The organism is Streptomyces anandii JCM 4720, from assembly GCF_014650655.1.
GTDB classification, from domain to species: domain Bacteria; phylum Actinomycetota; class Actinomycetes; order Streptomycetales; family Streptomycetaceae; genus Streptomyces; species Streptomyces anandii.
This window is the reverse complement of sequence record NZ_BMVJ01000014.1, coordinates 141,071-164,696: the sequence shown is the minus strand read 5'-3', so window position 1 is coordinate 164,696 and position 23,626 is coordinate 141,071. Positions and strand designations below refer to the sequence as shown.

The following is a 23,626-nucleotide window of genomic DNA, read 5'->3' as shown; positions in this document are numbered from 1 at the left end:
CCTGCGAGACGGTGACGATGCCGGTGCCGCCGATGCCGGTGATCCGCATGCCGAAGGAGCCGCCGCCCTCTGCCCTGCGGACCGGCTCGGGGACGTCACCGGCCGCGAGTGGGGCGGGTACGCGGCGCTTTCGGCCACCCTCGGCCGGGATGACGGTCATGAACGCCGGGCAGTCGCCGTCCAGGCACGAGTAGTCCACATTGCACGAGGACTGGTCGATGCGCGTCTTGCGGCCGAACTCGGTCGAAGCGGGGTGGACGGACAGGCAGTTGGACTTGCGGCCGCAGTCGCCGCAGCCCTCGCAGATGCGCTCGTTGATCCAGACGCGCCTGGCCGGGGTCTCGGCCCTGCCGCGCCGGCGGGCCCGCCGCTTCTCGGCGGCGCACTCCTGGTCGTGGATGAGGACGGTGACTCCGGGGGTGGCCTTCAGCTCGGCCAGCGCCTCCTCGATGCGGGCCCGGTCGAGTACCCGTACCGCCCTGGGCAGACCGGCCCGGGGGACGCGCTTCCTGTCCTCGGTCGTGATGATCACCTTGGCGACGCCCTCGTCGAGGAGCGTGGCGGCGAGCCGGTCGACCGGCAGCGCGCCGACGGCGTCCTGGCCGCCGGTCATGGCGACCGTGCCGTTGTAGAGGAGCTTGAAGGTCACGTTGACCCCGGCGGCGACCGCGGCCCGCACGGCCAGGCTGCCCGAGTGCATGAAGGTTCCGTCGCCGATGTTCTGCACGAAGTGGTCCTCGTCGACGAACGGCTCCATGCCGATCCACTGGGCGCCCTCGCCGCCCATCTGCGTCATGCCGACGACCGTGCCGACCTGTTCGGCGTCCATGAACAGCACCATCGCGTGGCAGCCGATGCCCGCGCCGACCAGCGAGTCGCCGCCCGCGGTGGTGGAGGTGTTGTGCGGGCAGCCCGAGCAGTAGTACGGGCTGCGGTTGAGCAGCGGCGGGGACAGGGCGGCGCGGGGCCTGGGCCGACGGCGCCAGGCGAGGGCCGCCTCGACGCCGAGCGGGGCGAGCACCTTGGACAGCCCGGTGGCGACGGCGTCCGCGTCGAGCTCTCCGGAACGGCTGAACAGGGTGCGCCCGTCCGGGCCCTCCTTGCCGTGGACCGCGGGGGCGCCGGGGCGGCCGTAGAGGATCTCCTTGACGGCGGCCTCGAGGAACGGCCGCTTCTCCTCCACGACCAGCAGGTGGTCCAGCCCCTCGGCGAACTCGGTGACGGCCTCGCGTTCGAGGGGGAAGATCATGCCGAGCTTGAGGATCCGGATGCCGTAGCGGGCGAGGTCGGCGTCGGTGAGTCCGATGAGGCGCAGGGCCTCGCGCACGTCGAGGTAGGTCTTGCCGGACGTCAGGATGCCGATGCGGTCCGAAGGGCCGCGCAGGACCACGCGGTTGAGGCCGTGCAGCCGGGCGTACTCCACGGCACGCGGGAGCCGGACGTCGTGCAGGCTGCGCTCCAGGGCCATGAGGTTGGCGCCCAGGAGCATCGCGCTCGGCTTGTGCGGGTTGGGGCCGGCGTCGCCGTCGGTGACCGTGATCCGGTCGGGCGCGACGAGGGCCGTGGACGCCGCGTCGGCCACCGCGGTCGTGATCTTCAGGCCGGTCCACAGGCCGCTGAAGCGGGAGAGGTACTGCGCGTGGACCCCGAGGTCGAGGACGTCCTGGGAGTCGGCCGGGTACAGCGTCGGCATGGCGAGGTCGGCGAGGGTCGCCTCGCTCGCGCACGGCACGCTGGACGACTTCGCGCCCGGGTCGTCGCCGACCAGCGCGACGGCGCCGCCGGTGGGGCCGGTGCCCACCAGGTTCGCGTGGCGCAGGGCGTCGCAGGCGCGGTCCAGGCCGGGTGACTTGCCGTACCAGATGCCCATGACGCCGTCGTGGCGCGAGGTGCTCACCTGGCCCGCCAGCTGGCTGCCCATGACCGCGGTCGCGGCGAGCTCCTCGTTCAGGCCGGGCTTGTGCACGATGTCGTGCTCGCGCAACAGCCCCTCGCGGCGGGCCAGTTCGAGGTCGTAGCCGGCCAGGGGCGATCCCTCGTACCCGGAGACGAAGGTCGCGGTGCGCAGCCCGCCGCGCCGGTCGTGGGCGGCGCGGTCGAGCAGGATGCGGACCAGGGCCTGGATGCCGGAGAGGTGCACCGTGCCTTCCGCGAGGCGATAGCGGTCGTCCAGACGCAAGCGCCGGCCGGTCTGCTGCCCGACTTCGGTGACGGATGCCGTCATAGCCCTCTCCCTGCCCTCGTGGGGGCACGACCCCACCGCACAACTGGACTGATGGGCCAGGAGTATGCGGTTGTCGGAGACCGGCTGACAATGATGCGCCGAAAAGTTGGGCCAATGGCCCAGTGGGGGTCGTCTCCGGTGGCTGCCCGGCGGGCCGGATGCCCAGTGCCGGCAGGGCGTGGGCTCGGCGCCGTCGGCCCGGGTGGAGCGAGGTGACGCCGGGTCCGGCACGGACGCAGCCCCCGGTCACGGCCCGGTGATCTCCTGGGTTCCGACGACCGCGAGCAGGTCGAGCAGGCCGGCGCTGTCGGTGCCGACCGCCGGGGTGAACCAGAGCAGCCGCTGCCGGCCGTCCTCGCTGAACAGGTTGAGGCAGTTCACCTCGATCAGGCCGAGCATCGGGTGGTTGAGGCGTTTGCGGTCGTTGCGCCGGAAGGCCACGTCCCGCTCGGCCCACAGCGCGGCGAACTCGGCCGAGAGCTCGAGCAGCGAGCCGATCAGCGCGCTCGCCTCGGCGTCCCTGGCCTCCCGCCGGGCCGCGGCGGCGCGCAGGTCGGCGACGAAGGCACGGGACTGGGCCGCGTGATCGGCCTCCGGGTACAGCTCCCGCGCCCCGGGCTCGGTGAACCACCGGTACACGAAGCTCGCACGGGGTCCGGTGAAGGCGGACTGGTCTCCGAGCAGGGCCCGCGCCAGGGGGTTCTGCACGAGGGTGACGTGCAGGTCGGTGATGACCTGCGCGGGCGTCGACGTCAGCCGGTGCAGCAGGTCGAGCATTCCCGGGTGCACATGGGAGGCGGCTGTGCCCTGCGCGGGCACGGGACGGCCGGCCAGGTGGTAGAGGTGGTCGCGCTCGTCACCGGTCAGCCGCAGCGCCCGGGCCAGGGCGGCGATCATCTGCTCGGACGGCTGGGAGCCGGCGCCGCGCTCCAGCTCGTTGTAGTAGTCGACCGACGCCCCGGCGAGCTGGGCGACCTCGTCGCGGCGCAGTCCCGGCACCCGGCGGCGGGGCCCGGTGGGCAGCCCGACGTCGGCGGGCCGGATGCGCTCGCGCCTCGATCGCAGGAAGGCCCCCAGCTCGGTGTATCTCGCAGAACCCATGTCCACCATTCTGGGCTCGGCGGGGTCGCGGACACAGGGGATGACATCCCCTGGTTCCGCCCGCCGGCACCGTCCACCGTGGACGCATGAACACAACCCCGAGCACATCCCCGGCGCCGGCCCGGCGGGTCGCCGTCGTCACCGGCGGCTCCCGCGGCATCGGCCGCGCGGTGTCCCGCAAGCTCGCCCACGACGGCCTGGCGGTCGTGGTGAACTACGCCCACGACCCGGCCGCCGCCGAGGAGACGGTGGCCGAGATCACTGCCGGAGGCGGACCGGCGATCGCCGTACGGGCCGACGTGGCGGACGAGCACGACGTCGCCGCGCTGTTCGACCGGGCCGAGAAGGAGTTCGGCGGGGTGGACGTCCTCGTCAACTCCGCGGGCCGGCTCGCCCTGTCCCCCATCGCCGACCTCGACCTGAGCGTCCTGGACGCCGTGCACCGCACCAACATCCGCGGCACCTTCGTCACCGCGCAGCAGGCCGCGCGCAGGCTGCGGCCGGGCGGCTCGTTCGTCGCCTTCTCGACCTCCGTCGTCGGTACGCAGTTCCCCGCCTACGGTGCGTACGCGGCGAGCAAGGGGGCCGTCGAGGCGATGACGCTGATCCTCGCCCGGGAGCTGCGCGGCCGGGACGTCACCGTCAACGCCGTGGCGCCCGGTCCCACCGCGACCGACCTGTTCCTCGAGGGCAAGTCGGAGGAGGAGATCGAACGGCTCGCGAAGGTGCCGCCGCTGGAGAGGCTCGGCACGCCCGAGGACATCGCCGAGGTGGTCGCCTTCCTCGCGAGCCCGGCGGGGCACTGGGTCAACGGGCAGGTCCTGCGCGCCAACGGGGGGATGGTGTGACCGCGCACCCGGCCGTTGTGCTCGTCACCGGCGCGTCCAGCGGCTTCGGAAACCTCACCGCGCGGGCCCTGGCCGACGCCGGCCACACCGTGTACGCCGGGATGCGCGCCACCGAGGACCGCAACGCACCCGCGGTCGCGGCGCTCGCCGAGTTCGGCCGGGACCGCGGGGTGCGGGCGTCGGCGGTGGAGATGGACGTCCAGGACCAGGAATCGGTCGACGGCGCCGTCGGCCTGGTGACGGCCGAGCAGGGGCGGATCGACGTGGTGGTGCACAACGCCGGCCACATGGTCCTCGGGGCCGCCGAGGCGTTCACCGTCGACCAGCTCGCCGACGTGTACGACGTCAACGTGCTGTCCACGCAGCGGGTGAACCGCGCCGTGCTGCCCGTCATGCGCCGTCAGGGCCGGGGGCTGCTCGTATGGGTCGGCTCCTCCTCCACCCGCGGCGGTCATCCGCCGTTCCTGGCGCCCTACTTCGCCGCCAAGGCCGCGATGGACGCGCTCGCCGAGAGCTACGCCGCCGAGCTGGTCAAGTTCGGCATCGAGACCACCGTCGTCGTCCCCGGCGCCTACCCGAGCGGCACCAGCCACTTCGCCCACGCCGGCGTGCCGGCCGACACCGCGCGCGCCGCGGAGTACGACGAGCCCTACGGTCCCCTCAGGGACACCGTGGCGCAGTCCCTGAGCGACATCTTCCCGCCCGGTCACGACGCCGGCGAGGTGGCCGGCGAGATCGCCCGCGTCGTCGCCCTCCCCCACGGGGAGCGGCCGCTGCGCACCCATGTCGACCCCAGCCGAGACGGCAGCGAGGTGGTCTCCGCCGTGTACGACCGCATCCGCGCCGAGTTCTTCCGCCGTATCGGCATCGGTGAACTGCTCACCGCGCACGCGAGCCTCTGAGCCCGCAAACCACTGCAAGACCCCGTATCCAGGAGAGAACAGCCATGCCTTTCGCCAACTTCAAGGTGCCCGCGGGCACCGTCACCGCCGAGGACAAGAAGAAGATCATCGAGCGCACCACCGATCTGTACGCGGAGATCTACGGTGAGCGGGCCCGTGCCACCACCGTCGTCATCGTCGACGAGGTCGCCGACGGCGGGTGGGGCGTCGCCGGCAACGTCCTGACCGCGGCCATGCTCGGGGGTGAGGACCGACCTGTGGGTGGGCCTGGCCAGGACCAGGGCTGAGCAGGCCAGGAACGCCGACTGCACGGTCGGTGCCCCGGCCCGGGCCGGGGCCGACCGGTGGGCCCAGAACGCCGAGCGCCGGCCGTGCTGGAAGCCACTCCTCCGGCCACAGCTGTGTCACAGGTGGCGCCCGTCGTCCGTGGACCGTCAGTCGCGCAGGGCGGCCAGCCAATCGGTCAGGAGCCGGTTGACCTCGTCGGGGCGTTCCTGCTGGATCCAGTGGCCGCAGCCGTCCAGGACATGGGAGGAGACCAGGCCCGGCAGGGTGACCGGATATGCCTCGATCGCGTCGGCCAGCCAGGTCGTGGAGGCGTCCGCGGCGCCGCCGATGAACAGGGACGGCTGGGTGATGGGTGCGCCGTCGTAGGCGGCGAGGTCCTCCCAGTCGCGGTCCATGTTCCGGTAGCGGTTCAGCGCCCCGGTCAGGCCGGTGCGCTCGAACTCACCAGCGTAGAAGTCGAGTTCGGCCTCGTCGAGCCATGCCGGCAGCCGGTCCGCGGGGAACCGGTCCCGCAGCGTCCCGGCCCTGCCGACGAAGTGCGGGTCGGGCGCGCCGGGCGCGGGCATGGTGTCGCCGGACAGGGCCGCGTAGATGCCGGCGAGCCAGCCGCGTACATCGGGCTCGATCTCCGCCTCGGCGCGGCCCGGCTCCTGGAAGTAGGAGACGTAGAACTCCTCGTCGCCGCCCGTCCGGGAGAAGACGTCGCTGGGGCGGGGTCCGCCGCGCGGGGCGTAGGGCACGCTCAGCAGCCCCACCGCCCGGAAGACGTCGGGCCTGAGCAGCGCGGAGTCGGCGGCGACGGCCGAGCCCCAGTCGTGGCCGACGACCACCGCCGACTCCTCGCCCAGGGCGTGCACCACCGACACGTTGTCCTCGACCAGTTCGAGCATGCGGTACGCGTCCGTCGCGGCGGGCCTGGAGGACCGGCCGTAGCCACGGACGTCGACGGCGACCGCGCGGTAGCCCGCGGCCGCGAGGACCGGCAGTTGGTGGCGCCAGGAGTACCAGGACTCCGGGAACCCGTGCACGAGCAGCACCAGCGGCCCGCTCCCCTGCTCGACGAGGTGGATCCGGCCCGCCGGCGAGGGCACCAGCCGGTGGGTGCGCTCCCCGGGCCCGCCGGATGCTCCGCGTTCCGCGATGTGCTGCGACATGTGTCTCCTCCACGAGGGGCGGTCGTTCATGGCTCCATGTCGATCCTGCGCACCTCCCGGGCCCCGGCCGCGCCGATTTGCCGGTTCGGCAATAAGAGCGCGTCCGCGGGTACGCCACCCAACTGCGGTGCGAAACGCAGGGCGTAGGCGCGGATGGCGGACATCGCCAGCCAACTGTCCGCCTGCGTGGAGCAGACCTTCGCCACGGAGTTGCTCACCCGGGGCGTCTGCGGCCTCGGCTGCCTGCTGAAGGAACGGGTGGGCCGCGTCGAGGAGTTCTCCGACGCGATGCGCAGGGCACAAGCACATCCGCAGCGTCTTCGCCAAGCTGGACCTCGCGCCGACCCAGCAGGTCGACAGGCGCGTCGCCGCCGTACTGCACTACCTGGAGGACGCCCGCGGCCGCCGGCGGGCCCATGCGGCCGGTTCCCGGTCGTCTGCCGGGGCCCTGCGTCGCAGGGCTGTGCCCTGGTACGAGGGCCCCGGCCCGCCGTTCGGGTCAGATCTGCGCGGAGAGGTACTGCAGGCACAAACCCGTGACCGACACCACGACCCACAGGCAGCCGCCCAGCAGCAGCGGGCGGTGGCCGGCGCGGCGCAGACGGGCCATGTCCGTCGACAGGCCGATCGCGGAGAGCGCGACGGTGATGAGGAAGACGGAGAGCGTGCTCAGGCCGGAGTGCGCGCGGTCCGGGATGAGCCCGGCGGTGTTGGCCGCGGCGGTGAGCAGGAAGCCGACGAGGAACCAGGGCACCAGCTTGAGCACGTTCACCCGGCCGGTGGGCGCGGGGCCGGCCGGGACGGTCAGGTGTGCGGCGGCGCGGCGGCGGTCGGCGAGGGCGGCCAGTCCCAGGCAGATGGGGATGATCAGGAGGGTGCGGGTGAGTTTGACGACGACCGCGTACTGGCCCGCCTCGTCCCCGTAGGTGGTGGCGGAGGCCACGACGGAGGACATGTCGTTGACGGCCGTGCCGGCGAACAGCCCGAAGGCGTGCTGGCCCAACCCCAGCAGATGCCCGAGGAAGGGGAAGACGAGCACGGCGGCGATGTTGAACAGGAAGATCGTCGACACCGCGTAGGCGACCTCGGCGCTCGCCGCTCCGATGACGGGGGTGACCGCGGCGATCGCGGAGGCGCCGCAGATGCCGGTGCCCACTCCGATGAGGGTGCGCAGGTCGCGTCCGATGCCCAGCCGGCGGCCCAGGAAGCAGGCGGCGGTCAGGCAGGCCACGAGCGAGCCCACCATCACGGGCAGCGAACTGCCGCCGACCTCGACGACCTGGGTCAGCGACAGCTGGCATCCGAGCACGACCACCGCCAGTTGCAGGACGAACTTACCGGCGGTGGTGATGCCCGGCTGGAGCCGCTCGCCCGGGCGGCGCACCGCGGCGATCAGCACACCGGTGACGATGCCCGCGACGGGGCCGCCGACGATGGGGAGCCAGGTGCCCACGACGGTCGCCGCCGCGGCGACGGCCACGCAGAGCGCCAGTCCGGGCAGCCGCCCGGTCAGGCGGCCGGGCCGGGTCCGGCCGGCCGTCGTGGCGTCCTGACCGGAGGGTCGCCCCGGGGACACGTCACGCCGGCCTGAAGCCTTGTTGTCGATGTCATCGCTCATGAACCAACTCTCGGCAACACCATGATCAGGCCGGTAGCCCCGCGATCACGAGGAGGTCATGCCTTCCGGGCATGACCTCGCGCACGCGCGCCCTCGTTACACTCCGGCCGTGGACATCGGCTGGCTGGAGAGCTTCCTGGCGTTGGTCGAGCACGGAAGTTTCACGCGTGCCGCCGAGGCGCAGCACGTGAGTCAGCCCGCCTTCAGCCGCCGGATCCGCGCGCTGGAGAGCTGGTTCGGTGAGCCTCTGGTCGACCGGTCGACCTACCCCGTGGGTCTGACTCCTGCGGGTGTGAAGGTCCGCGCCGGGGCGATCGAGACCGTGACGGCGCTCGGCGCCGTCCGCGACGAGCTCCGGGGCGGCCGGCAGCGGACCCCGAGAGATGCCGTACGGGTGGCGGTGACGCACACGCTGGCGACGACGTTCTTCGCCCAGTGGTGGGCGCGCTGCGGCGATCCGGACCCCGCACCGTGCGTCCTGCTGCCGTCCAACACGCTCGACGCCTACGACGCTCTGGTGCACGGCGGCTGCGATCTGCTGCTCGCCTACGCCGATCCCGCTCTTCCCCTGAACGTTCCGGTCGCCGAGGCGGAGTGGATGGTGCTGGCGGACGACGTCCTCGCGCCGTACACCGCGGTGACCGACGGCCGGCCCGCCTTCCGCCTGCCCGGCACCGCCGCCGCCCCCGTGCCCGTGGTCACACACAGCCAGGCCGCGTTTCTCGGACATGTGACCGAGCGTGTCCTGTCGGGGCGGGACAAGGAGGACCTGCATGTGCTGCCCCTGGTTCAGAGCGACTTCACCTCCGCCCTTGCCGCCATGGTCCGCGCGGGCATGGGCGTCGGCTGGCTGCCGGAACGGCTGGTGGCCGCCGAGCTCGCCGCCGGCACACTTCAGCGGGCGGGCGATCCGTCGCTGACGGCGAGGCTGGAGATCCGGCTGTACCGCGTCCCGAGCGACAAGGCGCCCGCCCGTGCGGCCGCCGTCTGGCGCCGCGCGGCCGAACTCGCGGCGGACGGTGCACCCGACCACTCCGCCGCCCCGCTCCCGCCTGCGCCGGTGAGCGGCCCGTCGCCCCGCTGATCGCGGCACCGGCGCAGCGGAGGCGCGGTGCGCCCCGGCCGATCCCCCTGGAACCTTCACGGGCCGGTGCACAACCATGGCCAAACCATGGGGAGGGTCACAGGCGTGTTGGCCCCCTTGTTTGGTTCGTCGCGTTTTATCCGGTCGCTTGTCATGCGCAGAACGGCATAGGAATGGTGATGCGGCATCGAACGCGTGTCGCATTCGTCTACGAGCCGCTGCCGGTGGACTCGAGCGGCGCGAGAGGACCAACACCCGTGTCTGGAAAGAAGTTAGGAAGGACCAAGCTCCGGCCCCAGGGACCCGGAGGGCAGAGAAGAAGGCTCGTCCTTCGCCGGATGTCCGTCGGCGCCGCGGCGCTGCTGCTCCTGGGGGCCGGGGTGGCGACCGCCACCGCGGCCGAGGCTGGGAGCGGCTTCCACCGCAACCTCGATCCGAACGCCGCACCCTCGTCCCGGCCGGCCGCCGGGCCCGAGAGGGAGGCCACCGCCGCGGCCTCCCGGCCGGTGTCGGGCAAGAACCCCTCGGCCGGGCCGGGCAAGAAGGACGCCTCCGGTGTCTGGCAGGTCACCACGCCCAGGGTCAAGCTGAGCAACACCGTGACCGACGCCGACGGCAGCACGGCGAACCTGACCTTCGAGGTCTGGACGGCCGACTCCTCGGGGAACGCCAAGACTCAGGTGAAGATCAGCGACAACCAGTACGGCGTCCTGGTGTCCGGCTTCGTCAAGTCCGGCTCCACCGCCTCCGTGACCGTGGGCGCCGGCCGGCTGAAGCCGAACGTCGACTACGTCTTCCACACCTCCGCCTACGCCAAGGACAGCGGCCTGTACGAGACGTCGTGGTCGCCCTGGGCCCGGTTCCGCGTCACGATGCCCGTCGACCTGACGCTGCCCGCCCCCAATGCCTCGGCGCAGAACCCGGACCAGTCCGCGCAGCCGTACACGAACACGATGGCGCCGCCCTCGCCGTGGAAGACCACCGCCGCCCCGAGCCGTGACCGCTCCGCCGCCTCCGGGTCGTTCCCGACCCGCTGCACCACCTCCTCGGACGGAGTGAAGGTGTGCGGCAAGGCCGAGCTCTACGACGGCCGCAACTTCACCCTCCACCGCCGCACCAGCTCGCAGGGGACGGCCGCCGCGTTGTCGTCCCTGGTCAGCGGCTGCGACCCGGCCAACCCGCGGACCGGGCTGTGGACCACGCGCTTCGAGGAGTGCTCGTCCTTCACCATGTCGTGGGAAGCGACTCTCAACAACGCTCCCGTCGGCACCGTGAAGGCGCTCGTGGTCAACGAGCGTCAACTCGACCAGAAATCGGGGAACGTCACCGAGCGGATCAGCGTCACCGACATGGACGTTCCGGCGACCATCCCCGCGTTCACGCTGGACGCCCCGAAGATCGACTGTGAGCCCTCCGGCAACTGCGGCGTGCAGAACGTCAGCGGCTGGACGGGCGCGGCCGCGTGGGTGCCCGGCGACCACCACAGCGTGACGGCGGACGCCTCCTACGTCTGGGGGCCCGACCTGACCGGGCCCAGCACCACCAAGCCGCAGGTGATGAAGCTCGGCGTCGCGGTCGCGCTCCAGGGCAACCCGAAGATCCCGGGCCAGACGGTGCAGACGACCCCCGCGGTCTTCATGGACGTCGTGGGCGGCGACCTGGAGAAGGGCGGAGCCCCCGACCAGATCCGCTGCGACAACACCAAGATCATCAACGCGGTGCCGACGACGGGATGCGTGTTCCACAACTACGTGCCGACCTACACCTTCAACGCGGCGAAGTACCCGCAGGCCTCGTCACACGCCTGGCTGATCCAGCACAAGCTGGCCAACCATCCCGGCAGCAAGGCCGACAGCAAGCCCCTGTACTTCCTGCCCGACGGTGACATCAGCGGCAACCGGACGGTGATCTGCCCCACCGGATGGGCGGCGGCCAACGGCGACACCAGCGCCCTCAACGGCACGACGGACAAGGAGCTGAACTGCGACGAGTTCGCGTTCAACGCCACCTACAACAGCGGCGGGATGCCCTCGCTGGCGGGTGGGCTGAACCCGGTCAGCAGCGGGGACGCCTGTGTGCAGACCCTCGCGAGCAAGCAGGACGGCACCGTGCACCTGTTCAACATCGACGGCCTCGTGCCGACGTGGAAGGAGGTCTGCGGACGGTCCGCGATCTCCGGGAACGACAACAGCGGTTCGATGGCCGCGTTCGCGGCCTTCAACGCGAAACAGCGACTGCTGGACCGTGACCCGTACTGGCTGAACACCAACATGAGCGCGGCGTGCTCCGCCGACGGCACGACCGTGAAGTGCACCATGACCGCGAACAACCAGTAACACCGGCCCGCTCACAGGGCGCCGCGCCGAAAGGGCGCGGCGCCCCCGCCGCTACCGGTTCACACCGGTGAGGGCAGGTGCACCGCGGGCAGCAGACCGAGTTCGATCTCACGGCGCGGCAGCGACAGCCCGAGATGCTCGCCCACCGCCGCGAACAGCCGCTTCGCCAGTTCCTCGTCCTCGTCCTCGGGATCGTCGCAGCCGGGGAAGGTGTCCCGCACCGCCCCGGCCCGGCGCATGGCCCCGTCCAGCGCGGCGAACGCCCCGCGCCGGTCCTCCGGCGGGACCACGGTCTCCAGCAGGCTGTCGCCGGGCTCGCCGGAACTCAACTCGCCGGCGGCGTCGATGTAGCACACCCACGGGTGCTCGTGCAGGAAGCGGTCCAGGCAGACCAGTTCCTCGCCCGGACCCACCAGAGTGTCCTGGCCCAGCCGGTCGAGAAAGATCAGGTGCCAGGTGGACCGCTCGAGCTCCAGGACGTACGTCCACTCGCCGCCGCGGCCGAACATCGCCACGCTGTCGCCCGGGTCCACGCTCAGCCTGTCGAAGTCCTTGAACAGCGGCGGCCGTTCGGCCATGGTGCGATCGGCGCCGAGGCGCACCACGAAGTCCACCGGGTCCACGCCCCGCACCGCCGTGAGGCTGATGTCCGCGCGCATCCCGTCCTTGGTGATCGCACCGCTGTACCAGTGCTCGCCGATCCACGCCAAGCCGTTGTCCGTCACCGTGGCACCCCCGCGCCCTCTCGCCTCGCCTTCTCCTCACACCCTAGTCCCAGCACTCCTGGACGACCCGGTCGGCGAGCACATCCGTGGGGTCGAGGAGCGGGGCCTTTGCGTCTTCGGGCAAGTACCGCGCCGCCAGCGGGAGTTCGGTGCAGGCGAGGACGATCGGTGACGGATCGCTCGCGGTCATCGCGTCGATGGCCCTGCCGAGGTGCCGGCCCGCGGCCACCGGATCGCCCTGCTTGACCTTCTTGATCGCGAGGTCCACCTGCACCTGAGCCGGCTCCTTGGGCAGTACGACGGCGAACCGCGCGTCGTGCAGACGGCGTTGGTAGAGACCGGTGGCCAGAGTGGCGCGCGTGGCGAGCAGCCCCACGCCACGGCCAACGCCGAACGCCTCGCCCCTCCGCCCGAGTTCACCGACCGTCTCGGCCACCATGTCGAGGAACCTCAGCCCCGAGTCCCTCGCCAGGTCCGGCAGGAAGGCGTGCGCGGTGTGGCACGGCATGACGGCCAGCGTCGTACCGAGCGCACGCAGTTGCCGCGCGCCGGCCAGCATCGCGGGATAGGGGTCGGCGCCCCCGGTGCCCAGGACCGGCCCGACCCGGTCCGGGACGGTCGGGTCGGCCCAGATCGCCACGCGCAGGTGGTCCTGGTCGCGGGTCACAGGCGTGCGCTCGACCAGCTTGGCGTAGAAGGCGGCGGTGGCCGCCGGACCCATGCCGCCCAGGATGCCCACCAGATGGTCGCTCCGGGGCGCGCTCACGGCGTCTGGAAGGCGGAGCGGTAGCCGAACAGGCCCGCGCTCCCGCCGGTGTGCAGGAAGACGACGTTGTCGTCCTCGCGGAACCGTCCCTCCGCAATGTTCCCGAGCAGGCCCGCGAACCCCTTCCCCGAGTACACGGGGTCGAGCAGGATGCCCTCCGTGGAGGCGACGAACCGTACCGCCTCGATCATGGTGTCGGTCGGCACGCCGTACCCGCCGCCGACCCAGCGGTCGTCGACCAGGACGTCCGCCCTGGTGACCGTCCCCTCGGCCCCGATGAGGGCCGCCGTACGCTCGGCCAGGCCGAACACGGCGTCGATCTGGGCCTGTTCGGGCTGCCGGACACTGACACCGAGCACCCTGGCCGGGCTGTTCATCGCGCACAGCCCCGCGACCAGGCCCGCCTGCGTCCCCGTGCTGCCGGTGCCGTGCACCACCCAGTCGACGGGGACGGGGGCCGCCTCGAGCTCCTGCGCGCACAGGACGTACCCGACCGCGCCCAGCGGGTTGGACCCGCCGCCGGGAATGACGTACGGCCGCCGCCCCTCGGCGCGCAGCTCGTCGGCCAGGAGCTCCATGGCCTCCTGCATGTCGGTGCCGGCCGGGACCCGGTCGACGACCTCCGCCCCGAGCAGTTCGTCGAGGAGCACGTTCCCGGAGAGCTCGTACTCCTCGTCACGGGTCTGGCGCTTCTCCAGGAACAGCTTGCACTCCATGCCGGCGCGGGCCGCGGCCGCGGCGGTCTGCCGGGCGTGGTTGGACTGGGTGGCGCCCTGGGTGATCAGTACGTCGGCGCCCTGCTGGACCGCCTCCCCCACCAGGAACTCTAGCTTGCGGGTCTTGTTGCCGCCGGTAGCCAGCCCGGTGCAGTCGTCGCGCTTGATCCAGAGGTTGGGTGCCCCGGGACGGCTCCGGCGCAGGTGGGCGGTCAGCCGTTCCATCGGTTCCAGGGCGGTCGGAAAGTGTCCCAGCGGAAAGCGTGCGAAGCGGGCCGTCTGAACCATGGAAGTGCTCCCCTTCACGCGGCATCGGGTGAACCCGTCAACAGTCAATCCCGTGAAGGATCAGCTGTCCAATGTCGGTCACGGCAGGGGGCATGCGCGGCGTGCATGGAGGAGGCCATGTTTTTCGGCCCGATGTGGACGGCCGTGACGGCGAGCGGTGGTCCCGCGGGACGGTTCCGTGAGCGGTTCGCGTCGAAGGAGCGGGAGGAGCCCGCCGGACTGCGGACCGAACACGAGGTGCGGGCCCCCGGCGCCGCCCGAAGGACCGATCACGCGAAGACCCCGCTGCCGACCCGGAGGACGGTAGCCTCGGTGCCGTGGTGTCAGGAACGGAGCTGCCGGATCTCGTGCCCGGGCTGCCGCCGGGATACCGGGCACGACCGATGACCGCCCATGACACCGGTGAGGTCCATCGCCTGGTCGCGGCCTGTGAGCGCGAGCTCTTCGGGCGGGTGCACACCGATGCCGGCCGCATCGGCGCCGACTTCGCACGACCCGGCCTCGTTCCCGGACTGGACACCCGGCTGGTCACCGACCGGGCGGGGCGGGTGGTCGCACGGGCGTGGGTGGATCGGCGCTGCGAAGTGGACGTTCATCCCGATCACCGGGGCCGTGGCCTGGGCAGTGCGCTGCTGGCCTGGGCCGAGACCCGGGCCCGGCAGGCGGGCAGCCCGCGGATCGTCCAGAACGTTCCCGACAGCGACACGAACGCTGTCGCGCTGCTGCGCTCGCGCGCATACGAGCCGATGGTGACCGAGTGGCTGCTGGAGTTCCACATGCCGGCGGAGCCGGCCGTGCCCGAGCCGCCTGCCGGCATCACGGTCCGACCGTTCCGGCCCGGCGACGAGCACGACGCGCATCAACTCGTCCAGGACGCCTTCGACGCATGGCAGCAACGGCGTCAGGGCTACCAGGAGTGGGCCCGGCACACTGTCGAACGCCCCGCCTTCGCCCCCGCGATGTCAGTGGTGGCGTCCGCCGACGGCCAACTGGTGGGCGTCACGCTCTCGCTCGACCTGCCGGACACCGGCGAGGGGTACATCGAACAGGTCGCCGTGCGCGACGACCACCGCAACCGGGGCATCGCCCGCTTGTTGCTGCGCAGCACGTTCCGCGCCTTCCACCTGCGGGGGCGGCGGGCCTGCACCCTGGCGACGCACTCGGGCACGGGCGCGTTGGACCTGTACCTGCGCGTCGGAATGGCAGTCCGCCACAGCTCCACGGTCTTTCGAAGAGACATCACTCAATGAGGTCATTCCGCAACACGGCGCGAAGGGGGAGAGCGCTGCCGCGGGTTGCGGTTTCGCCTGCGTCTTCGACGATCCCGTCGTCATGCGGCCCGGGCTCAAGTGCGTGCTCGGTCACGGCCGGACGAAGGCGAGCCCGAACCGTCACGCGTCACCGCTGCACCGGAGGGTCGAAGGAGAGCCGTGGCCGGTGCAGGGGGGCCGTGCGGGGCTGCTGTGCTGCGGTGAGGGTGCGTACCATCACCGTCGCGGCCGCCGCCGCGCCCACCACCATCGCGTCGGCCGCCACCAGTTGCCACACATCCGTGTACGCGCGCTCGATGACGGAGTCGGTGCCGCCCGTGTACATCAGGCCCACCGCGCTCAGCGATCCGGCCAGCCACAGGCCCCACCACCAGTTCACGCAGCGCGGGAGACGCTGTCCCGGTGCGAGGGCCCGGTGGACGTCGACGACGAGGGAGCGCGGCAGCCACAGGTTGGCGACGGGTGTCACCCAGCCCGCGTAGACCCAGGGCCAGGCGTGGCGGGGCGGGCGTCCCGAGAGGGCGGCCGCGGTGTCCCGGATGCGCAGCAGCCAGGCCAGGAAGGCGGCCGCGCACAGAAGGACGGCCGCGTCGCCCAGTGCGCTGACGAAGTGGTAGCCGTTCTCGAGCGAGGTCAGCGGCCGGTGGCGGCCGTCGCCCTGGTCGGGCGGGCCGGACGCGGGCACCCCCGCCGCGGCGAGCCGTATCTGCCATACCGCACGGGCCGCCCAGGCCGCGCCGGCGGCCACGAGGGCGACGACGGCCCAGCGGGCGGAGCGCCCAACACGGCGTGCCAGAAGCGCGAGTTGGGGTTGCCGGTCGTCCATTCACTCATCCTCGCACGCTCGTTCGGCGGCTCCGCCACCCGATCCGGACGGTCAGCCCTTGTGGTCGTCTCGTGTTCCGGCCGTGCCGGGAGGCTCCTCACCGGGCTTGTTCACCACGGCCGTCCGGATCTGGGCCGTACTGCTCAGCAGCGTGCCGGCCTTGCCGTAGGGCGCGTCCTTGATGAGGTAGCTGCGGAAACCGAGGAAGGAGAGGTCCTTCCTGTCGAAGACCCACTCGGTGTGGACGCCGTTGCGCTTGTCGTCGCGGGCGATGCCGATGCCCGGCCTGCCGATGGCGTCCCACGCCTGCGGGGTCCTGGTGACGCCGGGGATGCGGGCCGCGGCCTCGTAGAGGGCGGCGGCCGTACGCGGTGGCATGACGCCGCCGAGCAGTTCGCCGATCTGCTCGAACACCGCCTGGTCGCGCTCGCGTTGGCCCACCTGCGGGGTGTTGGCGTACAGGTAGTCCAGCAGCTGGGTGGGGTCGGTGGGCAGGGAGCTGAGCCACTGGTAGGTGGGGCGGCTGAACCCGGCCGGTGTGCCGTTCGTGTCACCGAGTTCGGCGTTCAGGGGGAAGGTCTCGCCGTCGCTGCGGATGAGGCCGAGCTTCTTGAGCGGTCCGGGCTCCTGCGCGATCCACTTCTCGTAGTCCTTCAGCGGGGAGACGACGGCCTTGCCGCTGGTGATGTCGGTTTCGCGGATCTTCTCCCGGGTGTAGACGAACTGGTCGTCGCGGACGGCCGGCGCGGCCTTCTTTCCGGCGACGCCGGAGATCTGCCGCAGCAGCGCGGCGGCGGGCTGCATGTCGGTGGCGGTACCGGACGCCGTGCCGGCGGCGGGCTCGCGGTCGCCGCCGGACAGGGCGAAGCCGCCGGCCAGCACCCCGCCCAGGGCGAGGGCGGTCACCGGGGCGAGGAGTGCGGGCCGCAGCAGCCGGCGGGACGGGTGCGCGGAGGCGGCCCGGTCGCGGTCGATCTGGCGCATCAGGAGTTCCTTGCGACGTAGGTGCCGTTCACGCGGAAGGTCCCTCCCGGCCGGGGCCGGCAACAGGCGGGCGATCTCGTCGCGATCGTCGTGCCGTTCGGGAGAGGCGGAGGCCTTGGTGTCCTTCATGTGAGCTCCTTCCGCGCGGGCACGGCCGCGAGTGCGGCCGCACTTGTCATCTCTCCGCGGGTGGTGCGCGGTTCCGTGTTCTCCTGGGCGAGGTTCTCCTCGGCGAGCCGGGCCAGTTTCTTGCGGGCGCGCGAGAGGCGGGAGCGTACGGTGCCGACCGAGACGCCCAGGGCCTCGGCGGTCTGCTGGTAGTCCAGGCCGGACCATACGCACAGGGCGAGCACCTCGCGTTCGTGCTGCCGCAGCCGGCTCAGGGAGGCCTGGACGGCACGCAGGCGCCGTACGTCGTCGATGCGTCCGGCCGCCTGCGGCGCGAAGTCCTCGACTGGGTCCGGCTCGGGCTGACGGGCCAGGAACAGTTGCCGTCGCCGGGTGCTGCGGCGGGCGTTCTCCGCCTTGTGGGTGGCGATGCCCAGCAGCCATGGCAGCAGGGTGCCGCCGTCCTCCCGCACCCGGGCGCGGTTGCGCCACGCGGCGAGGAACGTCTCCGACATGACGTCCTCGGCCGTCGGCCGGTCACCGGTCAGCCGCAGTGCGTGGTGGAACACGGCGCGGGCGAACTCCTCGTACAGCTCGCCGAACGTCTCGCGGTCCCCCTCGCGCACGCGGCGGCGTACCTCGATGTCTGAGTCCCTCACATCTCGTTCTCTCCGCGGCGCCACCGGCGTTGCGGTGATCCACGTCACTGTACGTCGGGCGGTGGACGGCGATCCGTCCACCGCCCGGCGCAGGGCCGTCCCGAGGGGGTGGCGTTCCCTGGGCCGGCGCCCACCGCCCCTACTACGCCGCCTTCTCGGCCGGCGCCGCCATGACCGCGGCCGAGCCCGACTACGCCCTCACGGCATGGCCGCGATCCTCGGCCGTCTGCGGGAGGCCGGCGCGGCCCGCGTGGGCCTGCTGTCCGGTCCCGAGCCCGACGCCTACACCCAGGACCGCGAGCGCCTCTGCCGCCAGTGGTGCGCCGAGACCGGACAGGCGGCCCTCGTCGAGACTCCCGCGACCTCGGAGGACCCCGTGGACGCGGCCCTGCGCCTGCTGTCCGCGCCCGCCCGCCCCGACGCCGTGCACGGCCTCAACGAGACCTACGGACAGGCGGGAGTCCACGCGCCGGCGAGGGACGGGGCCGCTTCACTCGTCAACGGACGTGAGGTGTAAGGGGGTTGTCCCAGACCTTACTCATCACCCCCGCCCGTCAAGGGCTTGGCGGCTGGGTGTCTTCCTCGGCGCGGTGGACGCGGGCGACGCCCCAACCCACCAGGAGCGCGGCCAGGGTGGTGAGTGCGAGGGCGGCGCAGGTGACCGCCTGGCGGAACTGCGCGGTCTGATGGGTGCTCCAGTGCGGTGCGGTGATGTCGCCGGTGAAGAGCGCCGCGAGGATGGTGCCGCCGACGGCGATGCCGACTCCGGTGGTGACTTCGCCGGCGGTGTCCACGAGCGCCGCCGCGATGCCGGTGCGGTCGGCCGGCAGACCGCGCATCACATTGGTGCCGGCGACGACACCCACGACACGCATACCGGCGGCGACGAGTACGAGCGCGAGGGCGACCCACACGTATCCGAGGCGGCCGAGCAGCCCGTAGACGGCGAGCCCGCACACGACGACCGCGGCGCCGCACCAGGCGGCCTTGTCGAGACCCAGCCGGGTGACGAGCGGCCCGATGACAGCGCCGCCGGCGATGAGCACGACGACCTGCGGCAGCATTCCCATGGCAGCCCGGGCGGGCGTCCAGCCCCAGTCGAACTGGAGCTGCAGGGTCACGAGGTAGCCGAGACCGGCGGTGGCGAGGGCCGCGGCGGCCTTGAACGCCAGACCGCTCGACACCAGTGGTCGGGCCATGAGCCGGAGGTCGAGCAGCGGATGGCGGGCGGAACGCTCGCGCAGGACGAACAGCACCGCCGTCACGACGGCCGCCGCCGCGGTCAGCCAGGGAAGCGGCGACGCGGTGCCCGCGTCGACGAACAGCGTCGGCGCGACCAGCGCGAGAACGATCGCGGCCGTGCCGAGCAGCGCGCCCGCGACGTCGACCGGATCGTGGTGCAGTTCGTCCGCCCTGTCGGCGGGGATGCCGCGCCGGATGCCGGCGAACGCGAGCGCGGCGATCGGCACGTTCACCAGCAACAGCACCTGCCACGGGGCGAACGCGAGCACGAAGCCGCCCGCCGTGGGCCCGACCGCGAGGCCGACCAGACCGACGGTCGAGATCAGCGTCGTGGCGCGCACGCGGAGCCCGTCCTCGTCGAACAGGCGGAAGGCCAGGGCGAGGGAGCCCGGCGTCGTCATGGCGGCCGCCACGCCCATCACCGCGCGTACCGCGATGAGTTGCCCCGCCGTGGTGACGAACGAGGTCGCCAGGCTCGCCGCGCCCAGCAGCACCAGCCCTGCCAGCATGACCCTGCGGCGGCCGACCCGGTCGGCCAGCGCGCCGAGGGCCGGCATCAGCCCGCCGAACACGACGGCGTACACGCCGGTGACCCACTGGAGCACCGTCGTCGACGCCGACAGCTCGCGGCCGATGGCCGGCAGGGCGACGTTGAGGATCGAGTTGTCGAGCATCTCGAACAGGAACACCGCGGAGAGCCCGGCGAGTGCCGTCCCCGCTTCGCGCAGGGAGCGTGGCGACGGGAAGGCTTCGGGCGGGAGGCCGGCATTCCCGGCGACTGCGTCACGGCGGACTTTCACTGCGCACTCCTTCGACACGGGGAAGAAGTGGCGGCTCGTCCGATACCGCGTACGCGCGCGTGCCCACCCAACGGTGAACACGCGTTTTTACTTCAAGTGCCCCGATGGTACACCGGGTCCGGAACCGCCCCCGTCCGGTGTCCCGTGCCGGTACCCCTCGGCCGGCGATGAGGTCATGGCCGACGGGAATGAGGGGGTGTGCTGACCGCACGGCCTCGCTGTTCATACCCTTGGGCTATGAGTGGTCTGCCGGATGTCGAAGGGCTGCGGCTGCTGGTGCTCGTCGGTGAGCTCGGCAGCCTCGGCAAAGCCGCGATGGAACTCGGCATCGCCCAGCCCTCGGCCAGCAAGCGGGTGGCGACCCTGGAACGCAGGCTCGGCCTGGCGCTCATCGACCGCACCCGGCGTGGTTCCAGTCTGACGGCGGACGGGCAGGTGGTGGCCGCCCGCGCGCAGCGCGTCCTGGACGAGCTCGCGGCGCTCATGACGAGCGTGGAGGCCCAGCGCAGCAAACTGCGCGCCACGCTGAGGGTGGCGGCGAGCATGACGGTGGCGGAGTATCTGGCCCCGCCGTGGATCGGCGAACTGTGCCGCGCCCATCCCGACCTGCACGTCGGTCTCCACGTGACGAACAGCGAGCACGTCCGGGAGCTGCTGCGCGGCGGCGAGGCCGAGATCGGCTTCATCGAATCACCGCACGTGCCTCGCGGTCTGACCAGCAAGACGGTGTCCACCGACAGGCTGGTCGTCGTCGTCGCGCCGGCCCACCCCTGGGCCCGGCGGCGCAGACCGCTGACGGCTCAGGAACTGGCGGCCACTCCCCTGGTCGTGCGCGAGCGGGGCTCGGGGACCCGGGTCGCCCTGGAGTGCGCCCTGCGACGGGCGGGTGCGGTGGAATCGCGCCCGCTGCTGGAACTGGGCTCCGCCACCGCCGTGCGCGGCGCGGTGATCGCCGGAACCGGTCCGGCGGTGATCAGCGAGCTCGCCGTACGGACCGACATCGCCGACGGGCGGCTCGTCCCGGTGGACGTCGAGGGCATGGAGCTGCGCCGGTCACTGCGCGCGGTGTGGCCCGCCGGGCGGTCCCTGGTCGGCCCGGCCGCCGACCTGCTGGTGGTCGCGGCACGGCACCGCTGAGCGGGCCGCTGGGCTACCGGGTTCGCGGTGTGGCGAGGATGCCGTTGACCAGCATGTCGATGGCCCAGCGGGTGCGCTCCTCGGGGGTCCCGGAGACCAGGTCGGCGGCCTGGGCGTGGATGCGAGGGTAGGTCTCGGCGGAGGCCTCGGCCAGGGCCCGGTTGAGCCGGCGCCATTCCTCGTCCGAGCGGGTGTCCTCGACGCGGGAGGAGTGCTCGGCCGCGGACGCCGTGGCCGACTGGAGCAGTATGTCCACGCCCCACGCGGCCTGGGGCGCGGGCACGCCGCCCTCGTCGAGCAGGGCCAGCAGGGTCTCCACCAGAGTGAGGTAGTGCGGTCCGGCGGGCCGGGTGACGAGGGCGGACTGGGCCAGGCCGGGGTGGGCGAAGAGGAGCCGGGTGTAGCTGACGAGCACGGTGTGCAGCCGCTCCCGCCAGCCACCCTCGTCCGCCGCCTGGGCGAGGTCGACCTGTCCGAGGAGGCGGTCCAGGATCGCCGCGTGCAGCTCGGCGGTGTTGGCGACGTAGACGTACAGCGAGGCCGGGCCGGTGTCGAGCGCGAGCGCGAGACGGCGCATGGTGACGCGCTGCAGCCCCCCCTCGTCCATGAGGCGCAGGGCCGTGTCGACGATGCCCTCGCGGGTGAGGGCGGGCTTGGCGGGTCGTTCCCGGCGGCTGATGGGCATGGGCGCAGCTTACGCGGCATAACACGTTCGTAGCGAACATGTTTCGCGACCCCATCCCCTACGCGGCCCGATCCCCTACGCGGCAGGCCCGGCCCCGCCCGGCAGGCGCCGGTGGCCCGCTGGACCCGCGCTGGAGCAGGCGGTACCCGTACGCCTGGACAGGGATCGGTGGGCCGGTCGGGCCGACCCTCCCGTGCCGCGTCCGGCAAGCGCGCGGCGGTCGGCCTCGAACGCGGCGATCACGCCGTGCTGGAACGGCTCCACACCCGCCTGCTGCCCGCGGCGGGTGAACTCGCGGGCGCGGGCAGCGGCTTGATCACGCTGGGGCCGGTGGACCGCCGGCTCGCCGCCATCACCCGGCGTTCATGAGGCGAGTCGGTCGCCGGACGCCGTGTCGCCGGGCTCCGCGATCGGGGTGTTCAGCCGGCTGTCGCCGCTGCCCGGCGCGTCGGGATTCGCCGTGTGCCGGTACATCCGGGCCAGGGCCGTGCACTGCAGGGCCATCGACAGCGCCATGGCCAGGCAGACGCCCAGCAGGCCTGATCCCGACAGGCCGTGCGCGAGGGTCAGTTGCAGCGCCACCCCGCACGAGGTGATCCGGGCCAGAACCGGACTGCTGCCGCTGCCCTCGAACACACCGCCCAGCGCGATGAAGCACGCGAGCAGTATCAGATACGGACCCAGGCAGCGCAGATAGAGCGCTCCGGCCTCGGCCACCTCGCCCTCGGCCCCGAAGGCCCGCATGATCCACGGTCCGGCGACGAGCAGGGCGACGGCGGCCGCGAGGCCCAGGCCACCGGCGAGCAGCAGCGCCTGGCGGCCGATGCTCCGCCGCTCGTCGCATCCGGTGCCGAGCAGATGCGCGGTGTGGATGGCGGCGGCCTGGCGCACCGAGTAGAAGGCCATGGTCGCGACGTACATCGCCTTGGTCGCGATGCCGTATGCCGCGACCTCGCTCACGCCGATCCGGGCGACGACGGCGACGAGCGCGAGTGCGCCGGCCATCCTGATGAGGAAGTCGGCTGACATCGGCAGGCCGGTCGCGGCCGTCCTGCGTGCATCGGCGCCGAGCGTTCGGGGGCCGGCGCCGAGTCTTCGGATGCCGGCCGATGATGCTCTGGCGGCCTGCCGCAGCATCGCGTTGCGGCGGAGAGCGAGAAGCCCCGGGACGAGTGCGGCCGTCCGCCCCAGCACGGTGGCGATCGCCGCACCGCGCACTCCCAGCCCGAGGCCGAGGATGAGGAGGGGATCCAGGACGAGTATCAGTCCGTTCGCGAGCACCGAGAGTTTCATGGGGGTGCGGGTGTCGCCGGTGCCCTTGAGGATGCCGTCGACGACGTTGGTGGCGAAGAACACCGCGATGCCCGGTACGGCGATCGAGAAGTATCCGGTGGCCAGGGACAGCGCGGGACCGTCGTCTCCGCCGAGCACCAGCCGGGCCAGCTGCTCGCGGAACAGGTAGCCACCGATGGCGACGACGGGAGTGACCAGCGCCCACAGCGCCCAGCCGCCGCGCACGGCGGAGTGCGTACCCGAGGGATCCCGCGCGCCTCTGGCCCGTGCGACCAGCACGGTCGTGCCGGAGCCGGCGACGAGGATGACGCCGAGCAGCAGGTTCTCGACGTTCGTGGCGACCGCCACCGCGGCGACGGCGTCCCCGCCGAGCCGGGCGACCCAGACCATGTTGATGATTCCGGCCGCCACTCCGGCGAGCAGTTCGAAGTAGACCGGATACGCCAGCGAGACCAACTTCCGGCGGTGTTCCACTGCCCCCATGACCAGACCCCCTCTTTTCGCTATACCTCGATTCGAGGTACAGCGAAAAGAGATAGCATGAGGGTGCCGAGCGAACAAGTGCACGGAC

23 protein-coding genes and 1 pseudogene are annotated in these 23,626 nt (G+C 72.3%); 10 read left to right on the top strand and 14 right to left on the bottom strand.

The window, feature by feature from the left end; translation table 11 throughout:
• Positions 1 to 2,224 (bottom strand): indolepyruvate ferredoxin oxidoreductase family protein (locus IE249_RS38360; RefSeq protein ID WP_229859187.1); only part of this gene is annotated, 2,224 nt, incomplete at its 3' end.
• Between the two features lie 246 nt (positions 2,225 to 2,470).
• Positions 2,471 to 3,325, bottom strand: coding sequence for a helix-turn-helix transcriptional regulator (locus tag IE249_RS24360; RefSeq protein ID WP_229859182.1), 855 nt, complete (start codon positions 3,323 to 3,325; stop codon positions 2,471 to 2,473).
• Positions 3,326 to 3,411: 86 nt separating this feature from the next.
• On the opposite strand from IE249_RS24360, the gene IE249_RS24355 reads away from it, so the two are divergent.
• The 3 genes from IE249_RS24355 to IE249_RS24345 are packed head-to-tail and all read left to right on the top strand — an operon-like array spanning position 3,412 to position 5,362.
• On the top strand, positions 3,412 to 4,173 hold the full coding sequence (locus IE249_RS24355) for an SDR family oxidoreductase (protein WP_189707879.1): 762 nt from the start codon (positions 3,412 to 3,414) through the stop codon (positions 4,171 to 4,173).
• Positions 4,170 to 5,075 (top strand): SDR family NAD(P)-dependent oxidoreductase, encoded by a 906-nt coding sequence (locus IE249_RS24350; RefSeq protein WP_189707877.1) that lies wholly within the window; start codon positions 4,170 to 4,172, stop codon positions 5,073 to 5,075. Before IE249_RS24355 ends, IE249_RS24350 begins: the two co-directional genes overlap by 4 nt.
• 44 nt (positions 5,076 to 5,119) lie before the next feature.
• Positions 5,120 to 5,362, top strand: a complete 243-nt coding sequence (locus tag IE249_RS24345) for a 4-oxalocrotonate tautomerase family protein (RefSeq protein WP_189707875.1) — start codon at positions 5,120 to 5,122, stop codon at positions 5,360 to 5,362.
• A 147-nt stretch (positions 5,363 to 5,509) separates the two neighbouring features.
• Here IE249_RS24345 and IE249_RS24340 read toward each other — a convergent pair whose 3' ends face one another.
• Positions 5,510 to 6,517: an alpha/beta fold hydrolase gene (locus IE249_RS24340; RefSeq protein WP_189707873.1), complete on the bottom strand. Its 1,008-nt coding sequence runs from the start codon at positions 6,515 to 6,517 to the stop codon at positions 5,510 to 5,512.
• A 26-nt stretch (positions 6,518 to 6,543) separates the two neighbouring features.
• The gene (locus IE249_RS24335; protein ID WP_189707871.1) at positions 6,544 to 6,735 is read right to left on the bottom strand and encodes a hypothetical protein; all 192 of its coding nucleotides are present in this window, start codon (positions 6,733 to 6,735) and stop codon (positions 6,544 to 6,546) included.
• Between IE249_RS24335 and IE249_RS38355 the strand changes: the two are divergent.
• Positions 6,692 to 6,923: pseudogene (locus IE249_RS38355) on the top strand (DNA-binding response regulator); the annotation flags it as partial. The gene IE249_RS24335 and the pseudogene IE249_RS38355 sit on opposite strands and share 44 nt — an antisense overlap.
• Before the next feature lie 93 nt (positions 6,924 to 7,016).
• Here IE249_RS38355 and IE249_RS24330 read toward each other — a convergent pair.
• Positions 7,017 to 8,135, bottom strand: coding sequence for a YeiH family protein (locus IE249_RS24330; protein WP_189707868.1), 1,119 nt, complete (start codon positions 8,133 to 8,135; stop codon positions 7,017 to 7,019).
• Between the two features lie 109 nt (positions 8,136 to 8,244).
• Here IE249_RS24330 and IE249_RS24325 point away from each other — a divergent pair, with 109 nt between their 5' ends.
• Positions 8,245 to 9,219, top strand: a complete 975-nt coding sequence (locus tag IE249_RS24325; RefSeq protein ID WP_189707867.1) for a LysR family transcriptional regulator — start codon at positions 8,245 to 8,247, stop codon at positions 9,217 to 9,219.
• 338 nt (positions 9,220 to 9,557) lie between these two features.
• A complete protein-coding gene (locus IE249_RS24320; RefSeq protein WP_189707865.1) occupies positions 9,558 to 11,555 on the top strand; it encodes a hypothetical protein in 1,998 nt (665 codons plus the stop codon).
• 59 nt (positions 11,556 to 11,614) lie between these two features.
• On the opposite strand, the gene IE249_RS24315 is transcribed toward IE249_RS24320, so the two are convergent.
• From IE249_RS24315 to cuyA, 3 genes are read right to left on the bottom strand one after another with little or no spacing between them, the layout of a single operon-like run.
• On the bottom strand, positions 11,615 to 12,280 hold the full coding sequence (locus IE249_RS24315) for a hypothetical protein (protein ID WP_189707863.1): 666 nt from the start codon (positions 12,278 to 12,280) through the stop codon (positions 11,615 to 11,617).
• Between the two features lie 43 nt (positions 12,281 to 12,323).
• On the bottom strand, positions 12,324 to 13,046 hold the full coding sequence (gene cuyB / locus IE249_RS24310) for a cysteate racemase (RefSeq protein ID WP_189707861.1): 723 nt from the start codon (positions 13,044 to 13,046) through the stop codon (positions 12,324 to 12,326).
• Positions 13,043 to 14,050 (bottom strand): D-cysteate sulfo-lyase, encoded by a 1,008-nt coding sequence (gene cuyA, locus IE249_RS24305; RefSeq protein ID WP_189707859.1) that lies wholly within the window; start codon positions 14,048 to 14,050, stop codon positions 13,043 to 13,045. The genes cuyB and cuyA overlap by 4 nt, the downstream gene beginning before the upstream one ends.
• A 317-nt stretch (positions 14,051 to 14,367) precedes the next feature.
• Between cuyA and IE249_RS24300 the strand changes: the two genes are divergently transcribed.
• Positions 14,368 to 15,300, top strand: coding sequence for a GNAT family N-acetyltransferase (locus tag IE249_RS24300; RefSeq protein ID WP_229859181.1), 933 nt, complete (start codon positions 14,368 to 14,370; stop codon positions 15,298 to 15,300).
• Between the two features lie 148 nt (positions 15,301 to 15,448).
• Here the strand turns inward: IE249_RS24300 and IE249_RS24295 are convergent, their stop codons facing one another.
• Genes IE249_RS24295 through IE249_RS24285 form a run of 3 tightly spaced genes read right to left on the bottom strand, consistent with a single transcriptional unit; the run spans position 15,449 to position 17,898 of the window.
• Positions 15,449 to 16,147, bottom strand: coding sequence for a DUF4328 domain-containing protein (locus IE249_RS24295; protein ID WP_189707857.1), 699 nt, complete (start codon positions 16,145 to 16,147; stop codon positions 15,449 to 15,451).
• A 51-nt stretch (positions 16,148 to 16,198) separates the two neighbouring features.
• Positions 16,199 to 17,260 (bottom strand): CU044_5270 family protein, encoded by a 1,062-nt coding sequence (locus tag IE249_RS24290; RefSeq protein WP_189707855.1) that lies wholly within the window; start codon positions 17,258 to 17,260, stop codon positions 16,199 to 16,201.
• A complete protein-coding gene (locus tag IE249_RS24285; protein ID WP_189707853.1) occupies positions 17,257 to 17,898 on the bottom strand; it encodes an RNA polymerase sigma factor in 642 nt (213 codons plus the stop codon). Before IE249_RS24285 ends, IE249_RS24290 begins: the two co-directional genes overlap by 4 nt.
• Before the next feature lie 205 nt (positions 17,899 to 18,103).
• On the opposite strand from IE249_RS24285, the gene IE249_RS24280 reads away from it, so the two are divergent.
• The gene (locus IE249_RS24280) at positions 18,104 to 18,415 is read left to right on the top strand and encodes a type 1 periplasmic-binding domain-containing protein (protein WP_189707851.1); all 312 of its coding nucleotides are present in this window, start codon (positions 18,104 to 18,106) and stop codon (positions 18,413 to 18,415) included.
• Positions 18,416 to 18,452: 37 nt separating this feature from the next.
• Here IE249_RS24280 and IE249_RS24275 read toward each other — a convergent pair whose 3' ends face one another.
• A complete protein-coding gene (locus tag IE249_RS24275) occupies positions 18,453 to 19,940 on the bottom strand; it encodes an MFS transporter (RefSeq protein ID WP_229859180.1) in 1,488 nt (495 codons plus the stop codon).
• A 237-nt stretch (positions 19,941 to 20,177) separates the two neighbouring features.
• Here IE249_RS24275 and IE249_RS24270 point away from each other — a divergent pair, with 237 nt between their 5' ends.
• Positions 20,178 to 21,077, top strand: a complete 900-nt coding sequence (locus tag IE249_RS24270) for a LysR family transcriptional regulator (protein WP_189707849.1) — start codon at positions 20,178 to 20,180, stop codon at positions 21,075 to 21,077.
• Between the two features lie 13 nt (positions 21,078 to 21,090).
• Here the strand turns inward: IE249_RS24270 and IE249_RS24265 are convergent, their stop codons facing one another.
• Entirely contained in the window at positions 21,091 to 21,762 is a 672-nt protein-coding gene (locus IE249_RS24265) for a TetR/AcrR family transcriptional regulator (RefSeq protein WP_189707846.1), read from the bottom strand.
• Between the two features lie 246 nt (positions 21,763 to 22,008).
• On the opposite strand from IE249_RS24265, the gene IE249_RS39765 reads away from it, so the two are divergent.
• Complete coding sequence (locus tag IE249_RS39765; RefSeq protein WP_268249711.1) at positions 22,009 to 22,131, top strand: hypothetical protein; 123 nt, start codon at positions 22,009 to 22,011, stop codon at positions 22,129 to 22,131.
• Here the strand turns inward: IE249_RS39765 and IE249_RS24255 are convergent.
• On the bottom strand, positions 22,126 to 23,538 hold the full coding sequence (locus tag IE249_RS24255) for an MATE family efflux transporter (RefSeq protein WP_189707844.1): 1,413 nt from the start codon (positions 23,536 to 23,538) through the stop codon (positions 22,126 to 22,128). The two genes, IE249_RS39765 and IE249_RS24255, sit on opposite strands and share 6 nt — an antisense overlap.
• Positions 23,539 to 23,626: the final 88 nt, after the last annotated feature.

Bases quoted from the DNA above. Each gene is read 5' to 3' on its own strand.
- IE249_RS24280 (WP_189707851.1), top strand. From the start codon at position 18,104: ATGGCCGCGATCCTCGGCCGTCTGCGGGAGGCCGGCGCGGCCCGCGTG.
- IE249_RS24255 (WP_189707844.1), bottom strand. From the start codon at position 23,538: ATGGGGGCAGTGGAACACCGCCGGAAGTTGGTCTCGCTGGCGTATCCG.
- IE249_RS24290 (WP_189707855.1), bottom strand. From the start codon at position 17,260: ATGAAGGACACCAAGGCCTCCGCCTCTCCCGAACGGCACGACGATCGC.
- IE249_RS24330 (WP_189707868.1), bottom strand. From the start codon at position 8,135: ATGAGCGATGACATCGACAACAAGGCTTCAGGCCGGCGTGACGTGTCC.
- IE249_RS24340 (WP_189707873.1), bottom strand. From the start codon at position 6,517: ATGTCGCAGCACATCGCGGAACGCGGAGCATCCGGCGGGCCCGGGGAG.
- cuyA (WP_189707859.1), bottom strand. From the start codon at position 14,050: ATGGTTCAGACGGCCCGCTTCGCACGCTTTCCGCTGGGACACTTTCCG.
- IE249_RS24355 (WP_189707879.1), top strand. From the start codon at position 3,412: ATGAACACAACCCCGAGCACATCCCCGGCGCCGGCCCGGCGGGTCGCC.
- IE249_RS24345 (WP_189707875.1), top strand. From the start codon at position 5,120: ATGCCTTTCGCCAACTTCAAGGTGCCCGCGGGCACCGTCACCGCCGAG.
- IE249_RS24320 (WP_189707865.1), top strand. From the start codon at position 9,558: ATGTCCGTCGGCGCCGCGGCGCTGCTGCTCCTGGGGGCCGGGGTGGCG.
- IE249_RS24295 (WP_189707857.1), bottom strand. From the start codon at position 16,147: ATGGACGACCGGCAACCCCAACTCGCGCTTCTGGCACGCCGTGTTGGG.
- IE249_RS24265 (WP_189707846.1), bottom strand. From the start codon at position 21,762: ATGCCCATCAGCCGCCGGGAACGACCCGCCAAGCCCGCCCTCACCCGC.
- IE249_RS24360 (WP_229859182.1), bottom strand. From the start codon at position 3,325: ATGGGTTCTGCGAGATACACCGAGCTGGGGGCCTTCCTGCGATCGAGG.
- IE249_RS24270 (WP_189707849.1), top strand. From the start codon at position 20,178: ATGAGTGGTCTGCCGGATGTCGAAGGGCTGCGGCTGCTGGTGCTCGTC.